Source organism: Dehalobacter sp. 12DCB1, assembly GCF_004343605.1.
In the GTDB taxonomy this organism is placed as follows: domain Bacteria; phylum Bacillota; class Desulfitobacteriia; order Desulfitobacteriales; family Syntrophobotulaceae; genus Dehalobacter.
In genome coordinates, this window is sequence record NZ_POSF01000014.1 from 256,094 (window position 1) to 281,097 (window position 25,004).

The following is a 25,004-nucleotide window of genomic DNA, read 5'->3' on the forward strand; positions in this document are numbered from 1 at the left end:
TCCTAAACCTCCCTTATCTCGCAGATTTTATCTGATACCATGCAGTGCTGGATACCTTCAAAACACTCCGGGCAGGCATAGACCAGATGTTTTGCTCCTTCGCCACGCTTCGTCCGATAGAGCAGAGCAATCATTTCTTTTTTTGGTTTCTCGGCACCGCAGAATTTGCAGGTCTCCCACAGTTTTTCTTTAAGCTTCGGGCTGATCTCTTTTCGGAGCAGTCCGGGCGGGAACTCTTGGACGAATTCGTCGCCCATCAGCTCCCTGAGGGACTCTTTCATAAAGATCGGGCTGCCGGTCTTGCGATAGTGATTGACGATATCCCTGATCCATGCTTTTTGCGGGACGACCTTTCCTTTACGCCGGCCGGTCTCCGCGCCGATGATGGCCCAATTAAATGGGTACCCATGCAAATCCGGGAACGGCGCCAGCAGAGGCTCAATGCTTACGAAGGTGTTATAACTCATAAGCCCAAACGCAGGCATTCCCGGGTTGGTGACCGATGTGCCGTACCACATATTGTCTTTGGCTGGCAGCTTCCCTGCGTTGGCCAGAGCTGAATACCGGGCGGGGCTCTTAGTCAGAAACATATAGTTGTGCTGCGGATACTTCTCGCAGGTCTCAAAGACTTTCTGAATCCATTCGTCAGGTACCCAATCCCCGAACAGGTCGGCCATGGAGCAGACAAAGATATTAGCGCCGTTTTTCACCTGCCCAGGCCAGTCAAGCCGATATTCATGCAGAGTTGGGGCAAACCCACAAGGATAGCTGATGGATCTGTTCTCCCGGGTGATGAAAGGCTTGTCGAGCACATAGAGGCCGCTGGCCTCATCTTTCTTGCAGCGCAGATCCATTAGGTTGAGCCTGATATCCCCGGAGAACCGGAGCGATTGACGCCGGGCGAAGCAGTATGGGCAGCCGTGCAGGCAGCCGGTGACGGGGTTCCAAGTATAGTCAGTCCAGTCAATCTTGCTTTTGTTCATGATGGCCCTCGCTTTCCAGGGCATTGCATGCCTCATTGATGGCGTCTTTCTCTGAGCGTGTAAGCTCCGGGTGAGAATCCTTTATACTGATTAACCGCTCAATCAGCGGCCCGTATTTGTTCATTTAGGACACCAGCCTTTCTTCCGCAGATTTTGGTTTGAGCTTCCGGAGAAATTCGTTGGCAAACTGGCGAACTTCCGGCGGTGGTGTGCAGTCGCCGAATCCGTACAGCTGCCTTATCTTCAGCTCCCTCATGTCGATTTCCATGGTAAAGTACGGTTTCTCCCGCTCCGCTGCCTGGCGGACGAAGAATATCATGCTTGTTCCGGCCAGATGATTTTTATAGTAGTGCTCATTGCCTACGCAATGGTTTAAGGTCTGCCCTTCGGTGATAAACTCGCTGCGCGATGTCGGGAAGACGATGCAGTAATTCCCCTTGGCGTATTCCTTCATCCCGGCGTAGAGTTTTTCCTGAGCTTGCTTGAAGTTCGCGTCCTCAACCTCGTGTTTCACCTGATTGAAGCGGGGCAGAATTAGGTCGTGGGCTTCCTTGATGTTCCTGGGGAACCGGACGGACTTCCGCGACAAATCCACCTTCAGCGATTCCGACATGGATATATAGTCACGGTAGAGCATCATGTAGTGGTCGATCTTCTTTTTGCCGTATTCCTTTTGCCGGGTGAAATAATTAACGAAGCGCTCAAATGACATTGTTTCAAGCAAGTCATTGATATTGCCCTGATCCGACCAATCCGGCTTCAGCACCCGGAGCTTTAAAAAGCTGTCCTCGTCCACCCAGGTCCGGGAAGATTTGATGATTCTGTGTTCTAATAAGGTGACATTGTATTTTCGGTAAAGCGGATGGTATTGCTTACTGACGCCCAGCACTTCCGTGAATCCTGCGCGGTTGCCCAGGTCCTGCATTAAAAGTGTGGAGGAAGCCAGGGCGGGCATTCCCATCTTGAAGAGGTACTCGGCCGCCTGGAAGTCCCGAAGATTGTTTAGTAGTGCTGAAAATGACAATTGACCACAAGCTTTGAGCCCTTCCTGCAGATCCACGTGGTAGTAAGTTTCTCCGAAGACCTCCCGGAGATTGTTCGCGTAAACGAATGATTCTCCGTGATGGGTATCGCCGTTTCGCTGGCGGTACCAGTTCTCTCCCCAATTCATCATGGGTTTGTAGTCATAGGCGTAGAGAATCGAGCCGGATGGGGTTTTGAGGTGGAGGTTTCGGTAGTAGTCATCGAAGCGGTATTGGACCTTAGTCTCATCAAACCATCTGGTTATTTTGGTCCAGTGGGTCAGCAGCTGGTTATCAACCCTGTAGGCGATGCATATTTTGGCTTTTTCCTGATGGCTGCCGTTGGTTGACCAGGCGGCTCGGTATCTGGCCGGCATATGGCATTTCGGGCAGATTCCGGTTTTTCCGGTTTTTACTTCTTTACCGGCCGTGAATTTGTGACCGCAGTGACCGCAGACTGCCTTGCGGCACATACCGGACTTTACTTTCTGAAGCTTATCGATGAAAATGCTTGTCTGTCCGAAAACGTATTTCTCGCAGTATTCAATCAGGTCGGCCGGGTAGCTTGGGAACATGCCGAAGTGCTCGCCCATCTTGGCGTATTTTCGCTCCATCGCCTGCTCTTGCTTTTTGCGGTTTATCTCACTGGCAAAGGAATCCAGTTCTTCTTTCATGCCATGGACGTAATGCCACGAGGTTTGACCGTCTTTGAGGATTTCATGGGCAATCTTAATGTCGCTTTCCCGGGCCTCGATAGTGAAGTAGGAATACTGGTTTTCCAGCAGATTACTCGGCAGCCTCTTTTCCCATTTCTTGACCGGCCACTCTTTGCAGACCAGGAAGGCCTTGCCGTCGGAGAAGAAACGAAGCTTCAGGGTTTTATCCTCCCGGAGGAATACGTCAATGACGAGAACTTCCCCGGATCGTTTCAGGCTCAGGACCTCTGCAGCTGCGACATATTTGTCGTTTCTGGCTCTCTTATCTTTCGGCCTCGGCAGGATCGGGTATTTCATGATAGCCGTTTGTTCCAACTCTTTTTTAACAAGCATAACGGCCTCCTAAAAAAGCGACAGCTGGATAAGCTCCGGCTTTTTCTCTGCCTTGGGTTCCGGCTTCTTCGGCGCCGGCGTTTCTTTCTTGGGAGCTGGGGGTGCTGACGGTTTGTCTTTTTTCTCGACCGGTTCTTTGGCTTTTTTGGCCGGCTGGGCTTTCTTCTCAGGTTTCCGTTTCAGGTATTCGTCATCAGGAACGTCACCGTTGACCAGAATATTCATTTTGAAGCTGATGTCGGCGTTCGGGAAATACGACCGGACAGCGCCGCGGTAAACATCGATGTCCGAAACATGGGTACCGACGCCTGCCATGATTTCGGCGCAGCAGTCGGAAAGCGTTCGTGAGGTTTTATAGACGACCTCGGCAAACCTGTCATTTTCCTCGCAGAAGTGCGTCAGAGTCGATGCCACGAATTTGGAGACTGCAGTCGCTTTGTTGTCGCCTTTGAAATCCTTCAGCTCCTGGGCTATCTTAGCAACGGCCGCTTCAGGAAACCGCTCCGGCATTTCTATGACATTATTGATGGTTTCCGGTTCATGGTCAGCTACTTCTTCCGCCTCTTCGGTCACTTCATCGTCCATGATTTCTTCCTCATCGTCTTCGGTCTCTTCTTCCCCTGTATACTCTTTAGAATTTTCGTCCGCGCAGGCGCTGCAAAGGTCAGATTCAACCCAATAGCAAGCCCCTTCCTCGGTCATGCAGGCGCTTTCATTCGAGCATCCGCAAACCCGGCATTTTTGTTCGGCATTTATTTCACTCATGATGAAACCTCCTTAAAACAGGCTCAACTGCCCGTTCTTCTCTTCTCTGAACTCAAATATGGGCTGTTCGATAACGATTTCGTCCTCTTCGATAACATTTTTCGCTTCGGCGGCCGCGATTTTCTCGCCGGCAATCACCTCGCACACAGCGGCGTATATCGGCTCGTCAACCATTTTCAGCGCTTCATCGTCTGCATTCCGGGCGGTTGTATTGCTTCCTTGGCTCCGCCAGATCCATCCGTCCAGCAGATAAACCGGGGTATACCACCGGGACCATTCTTCCATCGTCAGAGTGTTTCCGTGAATGACTACTGCAGGGATCCCGTAGAGTGCGAATTGCACATAGGCCATATGGACGCATTTCATGTCAACGTCCGTCGCTGTGACAACCATCTGGTTGCAGTAGTTAAATCCCTTATTTTTCATAGCCTTGGCGAATCCCAGAACCATAGCACCGCTACCAACACATGGTTCTCCGACCGGCACAAATCCTTTTTCCTTAACCTCTTGTCCCTCTCCGAAGGTCATCATGGCCATCATTTCGCAGACTGGTGTCGGGGTGAAAAATTGGCCTTTCCATTTGTTGTGCAACTCCAATTCGTGAAATATCTGGCCAAGAACATCGACCGGGCCGCCCTCAAACTTCAGGCTATCTTCCAGCGCCTCTACCAGGTACGCCATCATCTTTGGAAACATTTGCTGCTCGTCTTTGTTGTATTTGCCGATGATCTCCAGGTACCGCGTTTCCCTATTTTGCTTGTGGATAGCGTCCACCGAATTACTGATGGCCACGGCCGCCATTTCTACGAAATCCGTGAAAACCTGCCAGAGGGAGTGACGATAGCTTAATGCGGTGAGGACTTTGACAATCTCTTTTTGGTAGTCCATGATAACCGCCGGCTTACTCATATCCGCAGCTCCTGAAATCTTCCCAGGCCATGGTGATGACCGTGGAAACTTCCCTTAAGCGGCTGATGATAGCGATAACCTTCGAGCTGTCAAATCCTCGCGGGGTCAGGTTCCGGATTAAAGTCTCTTCATTGAAATTCGTCGTGATAATGGTCGGACGTAAATCCTCATACCGGTCATTTAAGATGGAGTACAGGATCGACATGGACCAGTCCGTGCACTGCTCTTTCCCAAGATCGTCGATAATCAGCAGGTCAACCTGTTTGTAAACTTTCAGAATGTCGTACTCGCTTACCTGACTGCCGTCGAAGGCCTGTTTGATGTTGTCCAGAAGCTCTATCGAGGTTTTACAGACCACTGGAATACCTTCGTTGATCAGCTGCAGAGTGATGGCTGCAGCGAGATGGGTCTTGCCGGTACCATTGGTGCCTTCGATGTAAAGGCCTTCACCGCGCTGGTAGAATTCAAAGAACCGGTCTGCGTACTCTTTGGCAACGGCATAGGCTTTCTTCTGCTTCGGCGTTTCGGCCTTGAAGGTCTGAAAAGTCCGGTTCTTGAACCGCTTTTTCAAGCCGCTGCGCCCGATCAGCTGGTCAATCTTCTCCTGCGTTGCCGCGCGCCGGCGGGCGATTTCCTCTTGTTCCTGTATCCGCTGCTGTTCACTGTCGTATGCCGACCAATAGGCTTGGGCTTCCGGGCAAGAGCAGCGCTTCGGGCTGGGAGACCAGAAGGACACTACATCGGCGAACCGAATGCCTTCGTGGTAGAGAACTTTCCCGCAATATTGGCAGGTTTTCGGTTCAGGCGGCTGTGTTCTGAATCTTAAGCCCAGCTCCTCCGCCTCGGCTGTGGTTAGAACATTATTTCGGTTTGTTCCGGAATCCGGAACTGGGAACGAATCCTGGTTGCTCAGTATTTGACCTATTTCCTGCATTTGAACCATCTCCTGTAAATTCATCAAGCCATCCTTTAGCATTGAGCCAGGTGGACGGATGAGGCATATATCCGCCGGGTCTGAATCTGTGATCGTGCTTGATTGCCCTTTTGACACCGGCCAGAATCACTTCTAAGAATTCTTCGCTGGGATTCAGCTTGACCCAGGTGATTTCCGCCTGTCCGCGGCTTACCTTATGAGGCCAGATATCCCAGAACTGCTTGAACGACTTCTCCTGCTCTTTGGTCAGCTCCGCTTTTTTGCGAGGGGTTCTTTTAGGCGGATTGTTAATCTGCCCGGCTTGTTCATCCCCCTCGGGGGGTAAGGGGGGAAATATACTTTCCTTTACTTTACTTTCCTTTACTTTACTTTGTGGATTATCGGTACCGATAACCCCGTTATCGGGGGGGTTTCGGTTCGGAAACTCGTCAATAACCGGCTTTTTCGGTGCGGAAACTGTCCTTTTGGAGTAAACTGATGACAAATTGTCTACCAATTGCTGACACCAAATAATGCGATTTGACCAGAGCAGGCGATCAATATTGTTCATTTCGGCAAGCTTGTTTAAGATTGTCCGAGCCATTTCCTCACTGACTTTTTGATAGGCAAGAAAATATTCCCAGTCAGTTTCTTCCCTGCAGTCATAATAGTGTCCATCGGTCCGGCAAAGCAGCTCCAAGAGCTTGAACCAGAAGGAATAACCGTCGTTGCCGTATTTGTCCTGCAAGATGTCTTTGGTCTTGCTGGATGTCACAAAGTGGGGAAAATACTCCACTGTCTGTTTTGTCGGCCTTGCCAAAATTTCACCTCCCCCAGGGCTGGGCCGGGGCCTTGATTCCCCGGCCTTTTCTGTATTTTTACGAATAGATAACCTTACTTCCTTCATCCGTCTTCTCGATGTCGATACTCTGAGGGAAGCGGGCTTTCATAGTCGGGTCATGGGTTATGGCCATGATTTTTAGTCCTTTATACCGGCTCTGGATGGTTTCAAGGGCATCACAATAAGCCTGAATACCCGAAGCATCAAGAAATGGAGGTTCGTCGATAAACAGCATGCCGAGCTGAATGCCGGCGCGGCTGCTCTTGATTTCCGCCAGGGCGAGGATAGCAGACAGAGCAGCTTTGACACGCTCGCCGCCGGATTTGGACAGATACGGAAGTCGACCGCCGGCCTCATTGATGATGATATCCAGGGTAACGACTTCTTTTTTGTTGTTACTTTTGAGAACTTTTTCGGTTACAAATTCCATGCTCATTTTTCCGCCGGACATCTGCCCTAGGATATTGTTGGCCGTAGCTTCAATCTGGGGAACGATGGAGCGGATGATATTGTGGGGCACACCGTCCTGCGAGAAAGCTTTTTTTAGTTCTTCATAGAGAGCTGAGCTGTCCGCCAGGTCTTTGACCAGAGCTTGGATGCGCACGATTTCAGCCTGAGAAGTTTTCATGGTTTCCAGCTGTTTATTCAGGCCGCCGATTTCCATAGATAGGCTCTGGATTTCCGTCTGCAAGGTCGAGAGATTACCCTCGATGATGGCCAGGTCGGCTTTGAGCGTTTCGCTCCCTGCGGCTGTCTGGTTCTCTGTCTCCAGCTCCTGCTGTTTAGCCACAATGTCAGATTCAATCTGCGACAGCTCGACGTTGAGTTCCAAGATTCTGGCTTCGGCGATGGCCTTTTTCTCCCGGGCGACCGGTAGCAGCTTTTCCTTATCGAGCCATGATTTGGCGCCGGCGATTTCCGCCTGTAGGGCGTTGTATTGCTCAGCGGCGACGGTCATGCCTTCCAATTCCTGTGATGCTTCTTTGATGGCGCAGGTTAGGTTAATTGCTGTTTCAGCCAGCTCGGAGAGCTTCAGGTTAATGGCACCAACACGCTCGTCAATGAGATTGATTTGCTGTTGGTAACCGGCCAGAGCTTCATATTCTCTGGATTTCGCTTCGAGTTCAGCAACCGTCTGGCGCTTGGTTTTGATAGCTTCCGGGTCATAGCCTAGGGCATCGCGCTTCTGGTTTAGGCTGTCGAGCTGGGCTTGAGCTTCAGCAAGTTTGGCTTTCTGATCTTCGTCCCATTTGTGGCAATCTTCCTTATAAGGCTCAATCTTGGCCTTGGCGGCCTGAGCATCAGCCAGGAATCGGCAGGTCGCGCGCGCCTGATCAATGCACCCACTGTTTTCGAGAATGGCAGCCTTTTCCTTAATGGCCTTGTACTCGGCGATCCGCTGGGCGTATTCCGTATTGTACTGAGACTGCATCGAGCTCTTGGTCTTCTCGGCCGTGGCAATCTCGTTACTGAGCCGGATGTAGTCGTTGGAAATTCCCTCGAGGGAGGAAAGCATAGCCTTCTCGGCCAGATAAGTGTCATGCAGAACTTCAAGCTCAGCAGTCAGGGCAATCTTCGCCGCAAGCGGTGCGCGCCTTGACATCAGGCCGTCCAGCTCCGTTTTGAGACTGTTTATTTCTCGCTGGGTGCTCTGCAATTCTGTCTGCAGCTTGCCATATTCGGTCAGCTTAGAATCAAAAAGCGCCTTACTCGAGAGCAATTCTTTTTCCTTTTCCAACAGGCCGTGGTATTTGGCGACACCATCGAGGATGGTCTGCTCTTGGGACAAGATGATATTTGAATTGTCCAATATCAGGACCTGCTCGCCTCTGGTGCCCTCTGTGGCAGTCTTTTTCATGCGCAGATTCTCGACATCGTTCTGCAGTTTAAAGGCGCGTGCAGCCGCCTCCAGCTTGGAATTCAAGCGGAGCTTGAGGGCGTCGGCCTCCACTGTAAACATTTTAATTTGAGTGGTTTTATCTTCGATGGCGGTATTGGCCTCGGATATCTTCAGCTGGATATCGTCCCCGTCCGGCAGGTTAGCTGATAGCTTTTCCAGCTCGTCATTTTTCTGACGGATCTGCTTATTGACTTCGGCAGCCTTATCCCTGGCGATGGCTTCCATTTCGCCGTACACGCCAAGGCCTAAGATATTGCCGAGGATGGCCATGCGGCTTTCTTTGTCCGCCTGCAGAAAAAGGCCGTACTGATCCTGCATAATCAGGGCGCAGCTCCGGAATGTCAGACTGTCCATGCCAAGGATGTCGATTATTTTTGCCTGGGTGAGGGGCATCCGCTCTTCCGACCGGTTGGCCCAGTTGTCTTCAGCCGTTTTATCATACTCGGACAGATTTAGGGTGCCGCTGCCGCTCTTCGTCCTGGTCCTGGTAACCCGGAAAATCCGGCCACCTATCTTGAAGGTAAATTTGATGCTCCCGGAGCGTGCCTTCTCGCCGTTACTGATCCAGCCTGTCAGGTCGCCTTCGCGCGGCTCCTCAAATAAGCAATCAAGCATGGCGTCCATAAACAGGCTAGACTTGCCGGCACCGTTCTTGCCGTTGATGGTGCAAAATGTGATGTCGTTGAAGTTGAACGTTTCCTCGGCATAGTTGCGGTAGTTGCGGACCTCGATTTCCACCGGGACGAACAGCCCGGTCAGAGAGGCCGTAATATTGCCGGCGGCCGCCTCGTCGATAACTGGCCGGGCAGCTTCAATCAGCGCGGCGATTTTGTCATCCGGAACCGCTTTTTCCATCAAGTATTCCCGCAGGTTGTCTTCCGGGGAGTTATGTTCGGACAGCTCGTTACGGTTGACCGTGATGGTGATTTTCTCCGGTGTGATTTCCTGTACCCAGAAGGCACCATCATCGTAGAGACGCTTTTCGAGCAGGGCCTTGTTAAAAGCCTTATTGAGCTCGTCTGTGCAGGTATAAAGCACTCGGACGATTTTATCCTGAATAGCGTTTGGAGCTTCGAGAGGGGGGAAATCCCAGTGATTACGGGCTACTAAATTAAAATCTCCAAAATTGCAGCTTGCAATCTCCTCGTCTGCTAATCGTAAGGTGATAAATTCTCGGGCTGGAGTTTGTATGAATTCACTTTCAAGGACGGGTTTCCGAAGGGTGTGAATCCAGAATCCTCTTTCCTGACCTTCGTCGTTGAAGTTTAGTGCATTGATAGCGCCGGCGTAATAAGTATTACGGCAGCTCTGTACCCATTGAGGCCGGTGAATATGGCCGAGTGCCACCAGGTCAAATCCAGCAGCATCCAGAACTTCCGGGAGAATAACAGGCTCGAACTGGGAGAAAAACTGCACCTGTCCGCTCTCGGTGTTGCATCCTGGCACAGTGTAATGCGCCAGCAGGATGGAAGGGTAACCAGGATTGCAGGCGGCTTTCAGGCTCAGGACAATCTTGCCAAGCTCCTCGGTAAAGACCTGGTTCTCTTCCTCTTTGGAGAGACCCGGAAACTTCGCCCGGAAGAATCCACGCTCAAACCCAGGCAGGGCGGCAACGTTGACAGGGCCGTTTTTGGTGACAATATGGGTAACATCCGGTTTATCTAGAATAGTAATGTCCGGATCAGAACCAAGAACCTCATATAACATTTGAAAATGCTCGTCGCCGTCATGATTCGGTGTACCGCGGAGAATCGCCACAGGCGCAACATCGGAAAGCTTACGGATAATATTGATCGCGTGATAGGTCTCGTTCAGTCCCCGGTCGGCCCACACCTTGGCAGCGTGAAAAATATCGCCGGAAACCACAATCAAATCGGGGTTCTCGCTCCGAGCCTTGTTAACCATGAAGCCGAGGCAGTTATAGATGTCATTGCCTCGCAAATTGACGCCGTTTAATTCAGGACCAGGGTAATTGCCGATATGCCAATCGGAGGTATGAAGAATTTTCATCACAGCGCCTCCTGCAACTGCATATTTTGCTGAATCATTGCTATAACGCTGTTAAAACTTCTGGTAAGTGTATTGATTTCTTGTTCTTTTAGACCGATAAGGGCAATCCCATTCTCAGTCATCTTTTTTCGCATGACGATGACGTCACCAATAATAGGATTTTCATAAATATCTGCCTGATATAAATAGCAAGCGACCGGATTAAACGATGATTCTTTTCCAATTCCTTTCTTTGCAGTAACCATGCAGAAAGAAGAAGGAAGACTTTCTGGATGTAAGATTTCAAGAGGTCCACCCATAGATTCTTTAACCGTTTGGTATAAGGGATCTTGAAGATCTATTTTCTTAATCTTGCAATCGGTAGTAATTTTCAAAGCAATCATTGGGCAGCACCCCCTTTATGCTGGCAGCTCATGCATAGAGGCTTCCCGAAATTCTTAATGGCAAAGGTTGATACTTTATCGGTAATTTTGGCGCCGCATTTCTGGCACTGGTTCGGGTCGTTTTGGTCTATCGTTGCTGCATTCTGTTCCTCTTCGGGGTCAGATTCGGGATCAGAGAAGTCCTCGGCGCTGCCAAAGGGAGAATCATCCGGATCAAGTGCATCGGAGGCAAAAGCAGCGTTTGTTGAGAAATCCTCCGGGTTGAAATCTTCCCGGGCAGGTTGGTCGAGATAAGAGGGTGCCGCGGCCAAAGCTCTGGATCCGCCGAACATATTGGTTACCGAGGACATACCCTGCTCCAACATTGCCCGGCGTACTTCTGGGTTGTTATAGTCCGGGCTGAATGTCACGCGCGGAATGACGAAAGGCTTTTTCAGCTCTTCCAGGGTATAGGTGCCTTTCATGCCGATCAGCGCGCGGATCACACGCAGTATAGCTCCGGTCATGGCTTTCTCGGCAAAGGTTTTGCGCAGCAGGGTCATGTTGACCAGCACGGAACGGTCGATATATTTCTGCCGGTCCTCGTCAGCAATCTTAAAGGCTTTGCATTTCTTTCCCCATTTGTCTTCAGCGTCTACCCACTCACCTTTGAATAACTTAGCGGCCTCCTGAGCTGCTTTCTGCTCGGTAATACCTTGCAAGGCTTTGTCCATGAATTCAAGCCGGAAGCGATCCTCTTCATCATCCAGATTGATAACTTTCTCGTCGCAGTGGGTTTTTCCGGTACCATCCGGCATGCGCATAGCGCCATAGGCTTTGGCCTTATAGCAGTTCTTGGTGATGAAGGTACCGAAAGTGTTGTTAGGATCGAATTGGATGCCGGCGGCGGCTGCCAGCTTCATGAGCAGCGGCTTGGCCGGGGAGAATACGTCGGAATAGATGTCCTTGCCGTTTGCAGTTCCGGTTTTGACGCTGCCGACCTTAAAAATATCGCCGGACTTCTCGGACACATCGGCTTTGACTTCCATGACGGTGAATTTATAAAAAGGGTTGATCTGCGCTTCGTTGCTGATCGGCATGAGCAGATTGACGTCTGCGCCGCTGAATTTGCTCTGAACTTCCATAAGGGTGTTTTGCATTTATATCCCTCCAAAATCTTGATTTGTTAAAATTTTCATGTTAAAGTAGAGTCATAAATATTTATCAAACAACGGATTGCGTTTGCTTCACAGGGCGGCGCAATCTTTTTCTTTTGCCCGTCCGTAGAGGAGTAGGCATTCTGCTGAAAGTCTATATTGGCATACCGCCTCGGAAATTAAATGAACCAGGTACCAGGGCTTGAGACGTTCCCCATTGGCGTCTCCTTCTCGCTTGATTATCCAGTCCAACTTCTGACGGGCCCGGCGTTCGGCTCGTTCCATTTCTTCGATCGAAATTTCGGAGCGCAGTTCCTCTTCCACAAGAACTTTTAAGTTACTCAATCTCGATTCTCCTTTCCTTAATTGTGGGTAGCGTTGAAATTTTCCATCGCCCACTTATTCCCGGTAGCATATACCTGGGCCCTCGTCCTGTCGTAAGGCGACAAGCGCCTAGGCTCCTGATTTACGGGCTGTAAGGTTTTACCCTCACAGTCGCACTTTTCACCAGGGTCGAGTGCGGATCCGCAGTTAGGGCAGATTCTGTACAGCATTTCTGGACCTCCTTCTCCATTTTTTAATCCTTATATCAAGCCACCTGGTAACCGCCCAGAATGTCAGGGCGCCAGCGGACAGAATAAGCATCCACTCTCCGCCAACAGCGGAATATCCTCTCTCGGCGTATGCTGCTGGGATAGCCCATAAAGAAATAAGCCAGGCCGCAAACAATGATATTCCTACTTTGACAAGGAATAGGACGGCCTTGGCAACGGCCTTTTTAATGGCTCGCTTTTTGACGTGCAGTAAGGGCATATGTACCCTTCCTTTGGAATTTTGCTTAGTATGCTGATGTTCCACATTCGAAGGCATTTGACACATTTGGCTTTCATGCATTGTTCGCTCCCCCTCTGGTTACTTTCCGGTCAGTTGGCCATCGCGACCGGCTCCGGAATATCTTCTGCATCGCAGTAGAACTTCTCACGGAAAAACTTCTTCGGCACCTTGCCGGCGACCGTGATATACCCCTTCTTTTTAAGCTCCTTATTCAGGTCCTGAATGATTTTGTAAGCCTTCGACCGGGAGACATCAAGCAGGGCCATCACATCGTTAACCGTATAAAATGCCATTTGTATTCCTCCTCACTTGATGTTTTTCTCAGCCCAAAGCCTAAGGGACTGGGCGTTCTTGGAGATAAGGTCGAGGGCTCCCAGAACCTGATCGAGCTGGGGCCGCTCCTTGTCCTCAATCACGCCGTCGGAGGCGATATCCAGCAGTGTGTCCTTGATAGTTGTCACCCGCTGAAAGGCCGACAGCACCTGCAGTGTTAACCGGTCCAGCTCCGCCAGCTCAATTTGCGGCACTGTGTGCCGGCCGAGCGGACACTGGCAAGAGCAGAAATGATTACCGAGCTCCGGGGCGTTGTAAGCGTCGGCCATCAGCATGACCTCTTCCGGATACGGATCAAGGCTACCGAGTTCAATGCGGGCGAGCCTGGTGCGGTCGATGCCGATGATCTCCGCAGCGCCTTCCCGGCTATTTAATTTGTCGTTGCACGCAGCGGCCTCGATTCGTGCGAGATAATACACGCTATCAGCAGCTTTTGTGGCTTTTCTTGGCATATATTTCACCTACTTCTTGCCTTATAATGATTTCAAATCTTCCCGTTCGGAAAGTTTAATCTATTAAAATTCCTATTAGGAAGATTTTTCGGCACAAAAAAGCTCATCCATCGTTTTACCAAGAAATCTCGCGAGCTTTTCACCTTCGCGAACTGTCGTCGGAACTGCTTCCGTCTCTTTTTTGTAGTAAGCCGCTTCTGTTTTGAGTTCAAGCAGATCAGCGAGTTTCCTGGCAGGAACTTTTTTATCAAGCCGGGCATTTCGGAGACCGATAAGCACTTCAATATCCCTCCCTTATTGGTATATCTTAGTAGGATAATTTAATTATACTTTCCTATTTGGAAAGTTGTCAACCGTTTTACATAAGAAATTTTCCAGTTAGGAAGAATATTTTATTTTTCCTATTAGGATAATTTATAATTGCCTTAAAAGGGCGGTGGTAAATATTAATAGGATTAAAGAACTCCGCGAGGAGATGGGATGGACCCAGGCCGAGCTGGGCGACCGGCTGAACGTCAATGGTCCGGCGGTCTCAAAATACGAAAGCGGCCGGACGCCGCTAACCGATGAAACCATTGTAAAACTGAGCGAAATATTCGACGAATCAGCAGACTATATTCTTGGCATCAGTAAAGTAAGGAAAGAGAAGAAGTATAAAATGACCCTTAATTCTAAGGACATGGAGAAAATAAAAGAAGAGTCTAAGCGGATCAAAAGCCTGATGATGACTTCTTTAGGGATGGCGTTTGACGGGGAAATCAGTGACAACGAGACATTGGTGAAGGTGATGGCCGCACTCGAAGAGGGTATGATTCTCGCTAAAGAAGAGGCGAAAGAAAAATATACCCCGAAAAAATTTAAGAAGTAGCGGGCGCCAGTATATGGACGTAAAAAGAGTCGTAGCAAGACTTGTCCGGAAACATGAAACAAATGACCCTTTTGCGCTTTGCAGAATATTAGATATCTCAATCCGATACAGTGATTTGGGAAGTATACGCGGCATTTATCAATATAAATTTAGAAAGCGCTTAATTCATATTAATATCAATCTTCCGGATGTCATTAAACGTCAGGTATGCGCGCATGAACTTGGACATGCAATCCTTCACCGAAAAACCAATGCCGTCTTTCTGGATTCCCACACCTACCTTTTAACTGATCGAATAGAGACTGAGGCCAATCGGTTTGCTGCTGAATTACTAATTGCTGATAATGCTTTGGAACCGGAACTGCTGGAAGGATATGTTTTGAGCCAAATAGCTGCAACCTTGGAAGTGTCCGAACAATTGCTGGAATATAAGATAAAATACTGACCGGGGAGGAATGCTGATGAAAACGAGATGGTTTACAGCTTTGGTAGTTGTGATTTTCACTTTTATGGCCTTAGCCGGCTGCACTAAGGAAGCTAAGCATGCATCTGACCCTGCCGCTGCGCCGACGCCTGACTACAGCATCCCATATGAAGTCATAAACGACCAGGACTACGGTACAGATCTGAAAAACCATTCGTTCCGGGTCATGGCGGCCGCTGACGCCTCCGACAACCAGCTCCTGTGGGTGTTCAACAAGTTGGACAATAACAAATGGCGTGATGTTATTGTTTGGTTCTACAAAGACAAGGCCACCGTTAACGCCGGTGATCCCTACAACATCGCCATGATCAAGAGAACCGGTGACGGGGTCCCGGAAATAACGAAATGATCGGGAACCTCGCGGCGCAAATCTCACAATTTAAAGACCCATTTCTTGGGCTCAGGCTCCTGCTCTCCTATCCCCTGTGTAATTGGGTAGCCGAGTTTTTCCTCCGGAGCCGGGAATACGAGAAGGGCCTGGAGTTTATAGGTTTTGCCCAAAGTGTCATAGAGCATAATTCCGGCTTGATACCGGAGCTGGAATCCGAAATCTACGACCGAAAGCTAATCACTATGAACCTGGTCCTGCTGGACTATTTAAACCGCTGGAATTCCTATATTGAATATTTCGACCAGGCGCTCGCCTCGAAACCCTATACCATTCAATATAAAAAGGAAAACCAGCCGGCCGTGAAGGAAAAATATATAGTCGCGGAGGATAGTCGATTCGTCCAGGTTCATTTTCTTTATCCGCTGAACGAGCGATATAACATCACTTGCAGGAAGCTGGCCCGGCAGAACGCCGGCAAGAGTGTTGAGTATTTAAAGCGCCACAGCCGCGCCATGCTCCCTGAGGTTGAGGTAAATAGACGATATACGGAAATCATTGACAAGCTGAATTGGCTGCTAAATAACTAAGGCCCCACCCCTTCGGGGGCAGGGCTATTTTATTAAAGGAGGTGGATCCTTTGCCGGCTACTAAGGATGAAGAACGAGGAACCTGGACAGCCCAGTTTTACTATACCGACTGGAAAGGTGTGAAACATAAGAAGAAAAAACGTGGATTTAAGCTGGAGAGAGACGCTAAAGAGTTTGAAAGACAATTTTTGCTTAAAGTCAGTGGAAGTCCCAATATGACCTTTGAGTCGCTGGTAGATCTTTATTATGAGGATTTCGAGAATCGGGTGAGAGGTTCTACCCAGGATACAAAGAAAAGCATGATTGATACACATGTACTGCCGGTTTTTAAGGCTAAGATAATTTCCGAGATTACAAATGCTGATGTCCGGCGCTGGCAGAACCTTATGTTGAAGAAGAAAAACCCGAAAAGTAAAGAAGGGAAGTCTTATAAACCGACATACCTGCGCTCCATTAACAGCCAGCTCAGTGCTATACTAAACTTCGCGGTGGAATATTATAACCTGCCCAAGAATCCCTGCGCCCGGGTGAAGGCCATCGGCAAAAAACGGGCCGACGAGATGAAGTTCTGGACGCTCGACCAATTCAATGAGGTTATAGCCTGTGAAGAGCATCCGGCTTATCATGCCGCTTTCATGACGCTATATTGGACAGGCATACGTGAAGGAGAATGTCTGGCTCTCAGCCCTAAGAAGGTACTTGACGCTATCCAATCCCTTGATATCAACGAAACTTTCAAGCGCAAGGACGGGGAGGACATCTTCGACGATCCCAAGACAGAGAACAGCGTCAGGGTCGTCTCCATGCCGGATTTCCTCTACCAGGAGCTGAAATACTACATGAACGCCCTCTACGGTCTGGGAAAGGATGACAGGATATTCTATTTCACTAAGACAGCGCTTAATAAGGAGCTGGACCGTCTGGCAGAGAAGGCCGGTGTCGAACGAATCCGAGTACATGACCTGCGACATTCTCATGCTTCCTTACTGATCGAGCTGGGATACCGAACGCACGCTATTGCCAAGCGGATCGGTGACACTCCGGAAGAAGTAGACCGCACTTATGCCCATCTCTATCCGGGCAAGAGCCAAGACATCGCTCGGGAGCTAAACCGGCATAAAAACGGTATTGTCCGTGGGGCTGCGCCCATCGATGACGACGGTGAGGTCTACAACGAAAAAGAGGTCGCAGAGAGCCTGCAGGCCGAGCGTGTTTTCCACGATTTAAAGGTAGTTTAAAATATTAGAGCCAAAGTAGAGCCACGGGCAAAAAAATAAAACCGGAAATCCAGCATTCGTGCTGGTTTCCGGTTTTATTATGGTTATTCCCACTCAGCAAACCTAAACTTTTACTAAACATATTTGTTTAGTCATTTATGCTTTTCCTTATGCTTTTTGTATCTGTTTTCCATATTATCCGGCGCTTGCCGATTTTCTGTTATCAAAATGTTATCAGAAATACCTCTATTCGTCCAGCATCAGCTTCTTCTTTGAGTTTCTGAGATTGCGGATTTCCTCTCGTTCAATTGTTTGAATGCTTGTATTATTAACTATGCAATAACATACTTACCTTTAAGACTATTCAATCTATCAAATCCAATATGATTATCCTTCTGTAAGCGACCAACAATTATACCTGGATGTATATTAATCCTAGCCGCCAACTCTCTTATATGCCATTCTGAAAAATCCCCAGCATTAACAAACTTTGCGAAAGCCTCTTCCGGCAGTAAAATATTTTGTGCAAATCTGTCGGCTTCATCTTCCAACGCTTTATTTGTTTCATCCATCTCTGCCACATCTCTACCAACAATTAACATTGTTATTTTTTCTTGTAACACGTGCCCAATTTCATGAAACAAGGAAAACCAAAAAGTATCTAAATATTTTCTTCTGTCATTAATCGCTAAAATAACCTTTTCTTTGTTAAGCCATTTAACAGCACCATTAACCCCAGAATTCTTTAAATGCGGCAAATCTACAAAAGCAACCCCGCATAATGCAAAAACTTCTACTAATCTAGGGTAAAACTCTTTTGGGTCTTGCACAGTCATACCCCTTATTTCATCTAAATGACTTCTTAGCTTTTTGGAATCGTATTTACTTGTTTTTATTTCTTTACCAATGTTTAAAGCAGTTTGCACCCAAGCATTTGAATTAATAATATTTTTTTCACCAACTGTTTGAATCGCAGTTCTATAGCTGACAAGAAAATCCGGTTGTTTGAAAACTTCAAAAGAAGATATTTTGAAATACTTTAATAACTCTTTTGCTTTATCAGCTGCCAGCCTTGTCTTAGGTACAACACCTAGATTAACAAAAAAAGAGTAGTCAATCAGATTAACACACTCAACTTCAATATCTTCCGCCTTCCTGCGCTCAATCTCAAGAACTTTTTCAGTATAGGTTTTTTGCAGATTAAGCCATACATCAAGCGTCGTTCCAAACATAATTGAAAGATTCAAAGCAATTTCTTTTGATAAACTGCATTTACCATTTAGCAAATCGCTTAAATGCTTACCAGTTGTACCTAATCTTTTTGCAAATTCATCTTGCGTAATGCCCATATCATCAATAATGTCTTTCAAATAATAGCCAGGATGAAACGCAATTAATTCTTTATATTCAGTTTTACTCATAATGGTTTGATACCTCCAAAACCAAGATTACAGAGGTTGATTTATAAATAATGCTTATATCGTTTGTATCCCATTTGTTTCCTTCGTCGTTTAAAGGTATAACAATTAAACGCCATCCCAATCTTCTGCCTAAATCCAAAGAAAACTCACCGTTTCTTGCTCCATGTAATGGATGCAGATGATGTGTTGGGATAACTGCAACATCGTTTAAATTACAAGCATTATTTATAAATTCAATTAAACTAAAAAGCTTTTCTGCAACTTGAACGCCAAAATCTTTTTTTGCTAAGCAATAATCAGTACATTGCTTCTGTATCTTTTTATTCTTATACTTTATCTTAATTATATTCCACCCCTTATAAAAACGCAAATATTTTTACCTTTTTGGTAAAATTTTTTTCGTTTTTCAAGTACTTTTTTTCCTTTTTGCGTTATACTATTTCGACTATTCAAAATAAATTATAACCCATTAAATAAGTAGATTCAGCTATAATGGCATTTATTTCATTACCCCAGCTAAATGAAAAATCAACCGATTAAACAACACACACCGGCATTATGCGCTGCTTCAGCAAAAAGCTGATTCCACTGTTTGACGTTTCCGCGAACAACTAATCGTTTATTATTTTCATCAAGATGATTAAAGGCATCCTGAACTTCCTGGCGGCGTGTCTGTATAGCGAAATATGTTTGGCCCAAAGCAATTATTTCTTTTCTCGGATCGCCGTTTTGAACAGTCAAATAACATGCATATCGAGTAAGTTCATAATCTTTGACTTTTCTTTGAGTTAAACTACCGATCTCGACCATTTTGTTGACCTCAACAAAATGGTCTAAAACGCTTAAACCACTGTTTTTGCAGGCAAGTATGGCCCGATCAATTACCTTCTGAAAATTACGCCACTCTGTATAATCCAGAACCTTTGCAAGTTCACGAGCATACCAAAATTCGTTCCCACTTTCCCGAATATGCTTAATGCTTTCAAACGATTTATTATTCCTCAGCATTTAAGTTCGACATATTCAATCCTCCATATTACGGAAATAAATTTCCTCATGAGATATCCATCCTCTTACTCTTGCTTCCGCCAGGATTATCTGACTTTTCGTATACCACAATCTTTTGTATCAGCTCGTTGAGGATTTGCGAATTTAGCTCGTTAATTTCGGTATATTTTTGTATAACCAGCAGGAAGTTATCGATATTTATATATTGAGATGCAGTTTTACAGAGAAATTGTATGACAATATTTTGCAATTACTCCATCAACATCTGTAACATTATAGGACACATCATTATACCATTCACCGTAATCGCCAAGGCCGTTTATTGCTTCAACCCACTCTGTCAATGCTTTTCTTTTTTCTTTATCTCGGCGGGGTTCCTGCCCCTTTGTCTCCAGAATCAGCATCCTCCCATTGTCCAGCTTTATCAGAAAATCAGGTGTGTATTTCCGAACCACACCATCAAATATGTAGACAATTTCAAAACCAAGATGATCGTTTTTGACCCATGCCACTACGTGAGGATTTTTCTCCAATATATAACTCTCTGTTGCTTCCCATGCGCTGTCAAAAACACAATGACTAATGTGGGATTTTTTTGTAATAAAGCAAGGTTTGCTGGTGTACCAGGTTATCATATCGCCGGTGCTGCGAACCTTTTTGCCTGGATCAAAAACTGGTACAATTTTCTCAGTCTGCTCCAGTTTAATGAAACTCCAAAGGTGCTGCACAATCTTGTTCATACTCATCATATAAAGAATGCGTTTACGTACAGGATCTGTATTGAACAACGGAGGATTAATGACGATTGCACCGGACTTCAGGAAATCTTCCACAAGCCGTATCACCTGACCCAATAATGCAAACTTTGTGCCTCCACTTTTCCATGATGATTTCATAAGGTCATAGACCTGACCTGCCGTCTCAAAGATTATTCTCTGCATGCGAAGTTCTGCATCGAGTTTTTGCAGGTCGATTTCCGTACACTTCATCAAGTCCGTCTTACCCTCAATAATCGGCGCAAGGTCAGCCCGCAGCCGCGTATCTTCAGCTTTAAGTTCCAATGTATCAATATTATCCAAATCCACTGAAAGTTTCGGCTTGAACTCCCGATCCAAACGCAGGATATTGGGCCACTCTATCTGGTATTTGACTTTATCTTTTAAAGCTTCAATCTGTGTCTTGGGCGGGGGAGTAGGTCCTGGTCCACTTTCATCGGATTCATGAGGTAGGAAAGTAAATGGAATACCGAAGATATTAACGTATTCAGCAGTGAACATATCACTGCCGTCTGCCCGATCATAGGATGTCCTGCGCAGACCGCGACCAACCACCTGTTCACATAACAGCTGGCTTGAAAATGCTCTTAAACCCAGAATATGCGTAACTGTCTTTGCATCCCAGCCCTCGGACAACATACCGACAGAAATAACATTGCGGATTTGCTCGCCACGCTTTCCACGCTGACCAACTGTGTCCACAGTGTCCCGTAAAATGGCGGCTGCTTCTTTTTTGCTTAGTTTCTTTGTTCCGCTCTCTTCTTCAGATTCGCCGTCTTCATTGGTAACTACCGAATCAGATTCAACCTCAATTCCTTCTGCCGAGTCCATCGTCTTGGAATCAATATGAATGGTCAGTTCAGGAATACAAAGTTCTTCCACCGGGATACGTTTGTGGTCAAATGCATATTTAATACGCGCTGCTGTCTCGGTACGATTGGCAACCGTTATCATTACAGGCGGCACAGTTTCGCCTGCACCCTTCCAGTCTTTATAAAGCTCCAGCCAGTCTTTCCCTAATAAATAATATGCCTGTGTAATAAGATCCGGCAGGGGTTCGTCTTCTTTGACCGAGCGATTGATATCATCTCTCACTGTTTCATCTACATAGATATGATATAATCTCGATCTGAATGTTTTCGCATCCGGAGTGCCATCATCGCGTACCACAACCCGGGGGGTTTTTACGAGACCGGATTCAATGCCGTCATTAAGTCCGAAATCGCTGACGATCCAACTGAATAAAGCCTCTTCGTCATTCTTCTTACCGGACGGTGCGAATGGTGTGGCGGAAAAATCATAGCAAGTTAAAATACGGCGGGTCTTATGGATTCGATCAAGGCCACTGATCCAAATGGTGGCCTCTCGCTCTGCTTCTTTTTCCTCTTTGGTCAGTTTGGTTTTTATCTCAGGATTCCAACGCCAGGCATGATGCGCCTCGTCATTGATTACAAGAATATTCTGGGCATTAGCTATCTCACCCAGTACTTCACGCGTATAAGCCTCGTCACTTTTTATTCCGCGCTTATCCACGCTTTTACGCTTTCTAATCGATTCCTCATCATCCCAAGCTAAGGCCTGCCAATTTGTAATCAATACTTTCCCTTGGCGAAGCTTATCCATCAGCCCGACCGGGACGACATTAAACTGTATATAATAATTATCTTCGCCGCCGGTCAATAATACTCTTAAGCGGCTTCTAACCGTAAGACCCGGCGCAACAATGAAAACATTCTTGCTGAACCGCTTGTCCTTCGGATAGGTTACTTTGTTGCAGATCATCCATGTAATCAGCATAGCCATGACTGTAGTTTTACCGCCGCCAGTACAAAGTTTAGTACAAATACGTTGGAACAGACCGCCGTCTCCTTTGATTTCAATACCGACTTTTTCTACATCCGGCGCTTCGACAAGCCAAATCAATGTTTCCATAGCATCAAGCTGACAATAGAAAAATTGATACTGTCTGGCTGTTTGATCATTCCAATGCTCAAGCAGCTTCTTGGATATCCCAGTCACGCCGGGATATCCTGCCTCGCGCCAAGCTTTTACGCGTGGACGAATTTTATTAACCAAGGGAAGTTCGATAAACTGACCTATATCATTATACTGATTGGTACCTTGCCCGGCGATAAAATAACCAGCAGGACGACGTCCCTGTTCACGCTTAAAGGTCTGAGAATTAAGATTGTATTTCCAATGATGTGTCGGTTCACAGAAAGCAGAATTGATAATAAGTTGGTCAATGCCAGCCATTACTGGTCACCTACCTTTATTACCTTTAAACTTTCGATACCACGGTCATCAATAATTTTTACTGCAATCTGTGAATTTGGCTGGACAGTGAACCACAAGGATTCATTACCCGCGTATTTTTCAATTAACTCCTGGTCAATTTCCGCCTTCAAAGTCCTAGCTAGCTTATTCCATCCATCTTTTTTCCCGCCCATCGGAAAAAATACCTGTTTTGGTTCAATACACATCCCATCATAATCCGTATCCAACATCCACATGGCTATGCGCCCTGTACTACCCGATTCAACAATACCGTTTTTTACATCATAATAATCAAAGCCGTTGACTCGTACTTTATAGTGATTTTTACTTCGTCCATCAGCAATCAGCTCGATATCCGGTTGCCCGACCAACCAGAAGCTTTGATTGGAAGACCGTTTTTTCTTTAAGTCATCGGTCATCAAATCGGTGTTCATTTGAACTTTCAGCAATGTAACGTCCGGCCATTTCAAATCATCAATATCTTTGGCTGCTTCGGGATCAAACTGGAATGCTGCGAAGATGATCAATTTGGGAGCAGGGCGTAGTTCCTGCGCTTCGTCCAGCGCCATAGCCACCATCCGTGAATCCAACGGTTTCGTCTCGCCAGCAAAACAAATCACAGCTCGACGGGGTTTATCCTCCTTCGTCTCCGCTTCTGCTTGTAGAAACTTGGTACCGGCTAATGGTTCAACCCGGAAGAACTCGATTTTTGCACCATTTCTGCCTAGGATTCCGGCAACTAGCAGTTCATCACGCCAATCTGTCTGCTTTGTTCCTGTATCGATATTATCAAGGTCGCCTACATTATCAAGCGGTTTTACTACAGGCGCCGGCAGAGCCTCCACCGTAAATGGACCAGTAATTCGGACTATTTTCTTATCAATCTCCGGTTGATCATACAATATTTCTTGCGCTGGAGGTTCATTATTCGCAATGGATTTCAAGGTAATATGCGGCACAGTTTTGTAGATAAAACCGCTTCCAACGCCTTGTTCCGTGTGTGCAAGTTTATAGTAATCAAATGTTGCTGTCATTAATCGTTGTTTTGCAAGTGTAATGGCAACGCGAGATGTATCACATGTGATCCAACGACGCCCCCATTGTTCAGCAACATAAGCGGTGGTGCCACTGCCGCTGGTAATGTCCAGCACGAGATCGCCGGGATCAGTAGTCATCAGAATGCAACGCTGAATTACTTTTGTATATGTTTGGACAACATAGATATTTTCTGTTGAAAAAGTACTCTGAACAGTATCTGCCCAAATATTATTTAAGGCCACTACAGGAAAATCATCAATATAACGTTTATATGCTAGAGTGCTTCCAATGCCTATCAGGCGACCAGCCTTTTCAAGCGAAGACAACTTTTTCGTACCAGGCTTCCAATGTGTTCCTGACGATGGGAAATATGTTTTGCCCTGGAAATTATAAGGCTGAGAGCCTTCTTCAGAAGTTCCTTGAGAAGTAAGATTTGCAGTTCTAAATCGATGACCAGTAGGCATTACTGCTTTTCCTAATAATTCGTCCTTTGTTAATCTTCGCCACGAGCCATTTGGTAGCTCTATACAGTTATACGATGAATCTGAAACATCGTCGCCTAAGATATTATATATGAGCCTACTTTTGATTCTAGTTTTATCTTTCGCAAACCAGACCAGATAATCACATACTCCTGCTACAATATTTGTTGCCTGACCAGAAGTTTTTTTAAAAACTATTTGAGCGCAGAAATTCTCACGGCCAAAAATTTCTTCTAACAAGTCTCGAACATAATTTAAATTCTCATCACTAATCTGGACAAATACGCTACCTGAATCATCTAATAATTCTCGTGACAACAATAAACGGTTACGCAGATAAGTAAGATAGGAATGGATTCCTAACTCCCATGTATCCCTAAAGGCTTTGATCATTTCCGGTTCTTGCGTCAAGTCTTCATCTTTCTTGTCTTTAACATCTCGTTTATCCACAAATGGTTGGAAATTGGAGCCATATTTGATGCCATATGGCGGATCTATGTAAACCATCTGTACTTGTCCGGCCATGCCCTCTTTTTCCAACATGGAGTTCATAATTACAAGGCTATCTCCTGCAATTAGTCGGTTTGTCCATTTATCCTTATGCTGATAAAATTCAATAGCATCTCTGCGGCGGCGCATTCTTTCCATTGGACTTTCGAACAAACTCATTTGAATTTCTTCATATTCATCTCCAATAGTCTGTACAGACCGGATAATTTTGTGCGGCTTGATAGATTCATGAATATGTATGGAGGAAGTAGGCACATCAAAAGAAACCCCCTCTGCCTTACCTGCCCATTGTAGAGTAGGATTTAGATGAGGGTCAAACTGATAGGTTCGTGTTACCTCAGCCTGCTTGTCATACTGAGCCATTCCTACTGGAGGGTTGTTGGTCCTCTGTTTATCATCATGAGTGTATGCTTCTACGTCTCGCATTTTTGCTACTTCGGCATCACTGAGTAGCTTTTTCTTTGAACGTGCCATA

Annotated in this window: 24 protein-coding genes; 5 read left to right on the forward strand and 19 right to left on the reverse strand. The window is 46.6% G+C overall.

The features are described 5' to 3' along the window. Nucleotides 1-2: 2 nt before the first annotated feature. From C1I38_RS08135 to C1I38_RS08205, 14 genes are all read right to left on the reverse strand, one after another. The gene (locus C1I38_RS08135; protein ID WP_243109299.1) at nucleotides 3-1,019 is read right to left on the reverse strand and encodes a DUF5131 family protein; all 1,017 of its coding nucleotides are present in this window, start codon (nucleotides 1,017-1,019) and stop codon (nucleotides 3-5) included. A gap of 88 nt (nucleotides 1,020-1,107) precedes the next feature. Next, nucleotides 1,108-3,054 (reverse strand): PcfJ domain-containing protein, encoded by a 1,947-nt coding sequence (locus C1I38_RS08140; protein WP_131929961.1) that lies wholly within the window; start codon nucleotides 3,052-3,054, stop codon nucleotides 1,108-1,110. 9 nt (nucleotides 3,055-3,063) lie between these two features. After that, nucleotides 3,064-3,819, reverse strand: a complete 756-nt coding sequence (locus C1I38_RS08145) for a Cas9 inhibitor AcrIIA9 family protein (RefSeq protein ID WP_131929963.1) — start codon at nucleotides 3,817-3,819, stop codon at nucleotides 3,064-3,066. 12 nt (nucleotides 3,820-3,831) lie between these two features. Beyond that, nucleotides 3,832-4,728 (reverse strand): N-6 DNA methylase, encoded by an 897-nt coding sequence (locus C1I38_RS08150; protein ID WP_131929965.1) that lies wholly within the window; start codon nucleotides 4,726-4,728, stop codon nucleotides 3,832-3,834. Next, nucleotides 4,721-5,686, reverse strand: a complete 966-nt coding sequence (locus tag C1I38_RS08155) for an ATP-binding protein (RefSeq protein ID WP_165904929.1) — start codon at nucleotides 5,684-5,686, stop codon at nucleotides 4,721-4,723. Before C1I38_RS08155 ends, C1I38_RS08150 begins: the two co-directional genes overlap by 8 nt. After that, nucleotides 5,589-6,461 (reverse strand): Lin1244/Lin1753 domain-containing protein, encoded by an 873-nt coding sequence (locus C1I38_RS08160; protein ID WP_165904930.1) that lies wholly within the window; start codon nucleotides 6,459-6,461, stop codon nucleotides 5,589-5,591. Before C1I38_RS08160 ends, C1I38_RS08155 begins: the two co-directional genes overlap by 98 nt. Before the next feature lie 58 nt (nucleotides 6,462-6,519). Next, nucleotides 6,520-10,392, reverse strand: a complete 3,873-nt coding sequence (locus C1I38_RS08165; RefSeq protein ID WP_131929971.1) for an AAA family ATPase — start codon at nucleotides 10,390-10,392, stop codon at nucleotides 6,520-6,522. Beyond that, entirely contained in the window at nucleotides 10,392-10,775 is a 384-nt protein-coding gene (locus C1I38_RS08170; RefSeq protein WP_131929973.1) for a hypothetical protein, read from the reverse strand. The genes C1I38_RS08165 and C1I38_RS08170 overlap by 1 nt, the downstream gene beginning before the upstream one ends. Then, nucleotides 10,772-11,914: a hypothetical protein gene (locus C1I38_RS08175; protein WP_131929975.1), complete on the reverse strand. Its 1,143-nt coding sequence runs from the start codon at nucleotides 11,912-11,914 to the stop codon at nucleotides 10,772-10,774. Before C1I38_RS08175 ends, C1I38_RS08170 begins: the two co-directional genes overlap by 4 nt. Before the next feature lie 87 nt (nucleotides 11,915-12,001). Then, nucleotides 12,002-12,256 carry a hypothetical protein gene (locus C1I38_RS08180; protein ID WP_131929977.1) on the reverse strand — a complete coding sequence of 85 codons (255 nt, stop codon included), beginning with the start codon at nucleotides 12,254-12,256 and terminating at the stop codon, nucleotides 12,002-12,004. Nucleotides 12,257-12,442: 186 nt separating this feature from the next. Further along, entirely contained in the window at nucleotides 12,443-12,805 is a 363-nt protein-coding gene (locus tag C1I38_RS08190; RefSeq protein WP_131929981.1) for a hypothetical protein, read from the reverse strand. Nucleotides 12,806-12,834: 29 nt separating this feature from the next. Then, entirely contained in the window at nucleotides 12,835-13,038 is a 204-nt protein-coding gene (locus tag C1I38_RS08195) for a transcriptional regulator (RefSeq protein WP_131929983.1), read from the reverse strand. Nucleotides 13,039-13,050: 12 nt separating this feature from the next. Then, the gene (locus C1I38_RS08200; RefSeq protein WP_131929985.1) at nucleotides 13,051-13,530 is read right to left on the reverse strand and encodes a helix-turn-helix transcriptional regulator; all 480 of its coding nucleotides are present in this window, start codon (nucleotides 13,528-13,530) and stop codon (nucleotides 13,051-13,053) included. Between the two features lie 75 nt (nucleotides 13,531-13,605). Beyond that, nucleotides 13,606-13,809 carry an XRE family transcriptional regulator gene (locus C1I38_RS08205; protein ID WP_131929987.1) on the reverse strand — a complete coding sequence of 68 codons (204 nt, stop codon included), beginning with the start codon at nucleotides 13,807-13,809 and terminating at the stop codon, nucleotides 13,606-13,608. A 157-nt stretch (nucleotides 13,810-13,966) separates the two neighbouring features. Between C1I38_RS08205 and C1I38_RS08210 the strand changes: the two genes are divergently transcribed. Genes C1I38_RS08210 through C1I38_RS08230 form a run of 5 tightly spaced genes read left to right on the forward strand, consistent with a single transcriptional unit; the run spans nucleotide 13,967 to nucleotide 17,038 of the window. Beyond that, entirely contained in the window at nucleotides 13,967-14,398 is a 432-nt protein-coding gene (locus C1I38_RS08210) for a helix-turn-helix transcriptional regulator (RefSeq protein ID WP_243109300.1), read from the forward strand. 13 nt (nucleotides 14,399-14,411) lie between these two features. After that, a complete protein-coding gene (locus C1I38_RS08215) occupies nucleotides 14,412-14,843 on the forward strand; it encodes an ImmA/IrrE family metallo-endopeptidase (RefSeq protein WP_131929989.1) in 432 nt (143 codons plus the stop codon). Between the two features lie 16 nt (nucleotides 14,844-14,859). Further along, nucleotides 14,860-15,231, forward strand: coding sequence for a hypothetical protein (locus tag C1I38_RS08220; RefSeq protein WP_131929991.1), 372 nt, complete (start codon nucleotides 14,860-14,862; stop codon nucleotides 15,229-15,231). Next, nucleotides 15,228-15,800 carry a hypothetical protein gene (locus tag C1I38_RS08225; protein ID WP_131929993.1) on the forward strand — a complete coding sequence of 191 codons (573 nt, stop codon included), beginning with the start codon at nucleotides 15,228-15,230 and terminating at the stop codon, nucleotides 15,798-15,800. The genes C1I38_RS08220 and C1I38_RS08225 overlap by 4 nt, the downstream gene beginning before the upstream one ends. A 50-nt stretch (nucleotides 15,801-15,850) precedes the next feature. Beyond that, on the forward strand, nucleotides 15,851-17,038 hold the full coding sequence (locus C1I38_RS08230; protein ID WP_131929995.1) for a site-specific integrase: 1,188 nt from the start codon (nucleotides 15,851-15,853) through the stop codon (nucleotides 17,036-17,038). A gap of 311 nt (nucleotides 17,039-17,349) precedes the next feature. Here the strand turns inward: C1I38_RS08230 and C1I38_RS08235 are convergent, their stop codons facing one another. The 5 genes from C1I38_RS08235 to C1I38_RS08260 all read right to left on the reverse strand — a co-directional run bounded on the left by C1I38_RS08235 (nucleotide 17,350) and on the right by C1I38_RS08260 (nucleotide 25,003). Next, entirely contained in the window at nucleotides 17,350-18,438 is a 1,089-nt protein-coding gene (locus tag C1I38_RS08235; protein ID WP_243103611.1) for a HigA family addiction module antitoxin, read from the reverse strand. After that, complete coding sequence (locus C1I38_RS08240; protein ID WP_119774523.1) at nucleotides 18,431-18,808, reverse strand: addiction module toxin RelE; 378 nt, start codon at nucleotides 18,806-18,808, stop codon at nucleotides 18,431-18,433. The genes C1I38_RS08235 and C1I38_RS08240 overlap by 8 nt, the downstream gene beginning before the upstream one ends. Before the next feature lie 158 nt (nucleotides 18,809-18,966). After that, nucleotides 18,967-19,446, reverse strand: a complete 480-nt coding sequence (locus C1I38_RS08245) for a BRO family protein (RefSeq protein WP_348980870.1) — start codon at nucleotides 19,444-19,446, stop codon at nucleotides 18,967-18,969. 218 nt (nucleotides 19,447-19,664) lie between these two features. Further along, on the reverse strand, nucleotides 19,665-22,478 hold the full coding sequence (locus tag C1I38_RS08255; protein WP_132102122.1) for a DEAD/DEAH box helicase family protein: 2,814 nt from the start codon (nucleotides 22,476-22,478) through the stop codon (nucleotides 19,665-19,667). Beyond that, the gene (locus tag C1I38_RS08260; protein ID WP_119774526.1) at nucleotides 22,478-25,003 is read right to left on the reverse strand and encodes a site-specific DNA-methyltransferase; all 2,526 of its coding nucleotides are present in this window, start codon (nucleotides 25,001-25,003) and stop codon (nucleotides 22,478-22,480) included. Before C1I38_RS08260 ends, C1I38_RS08255 begins: the two co-directional genes overlap by 1 nt. Between the last annotated feature and the right edge of the window lies 1 nt (nucleotide 25,004).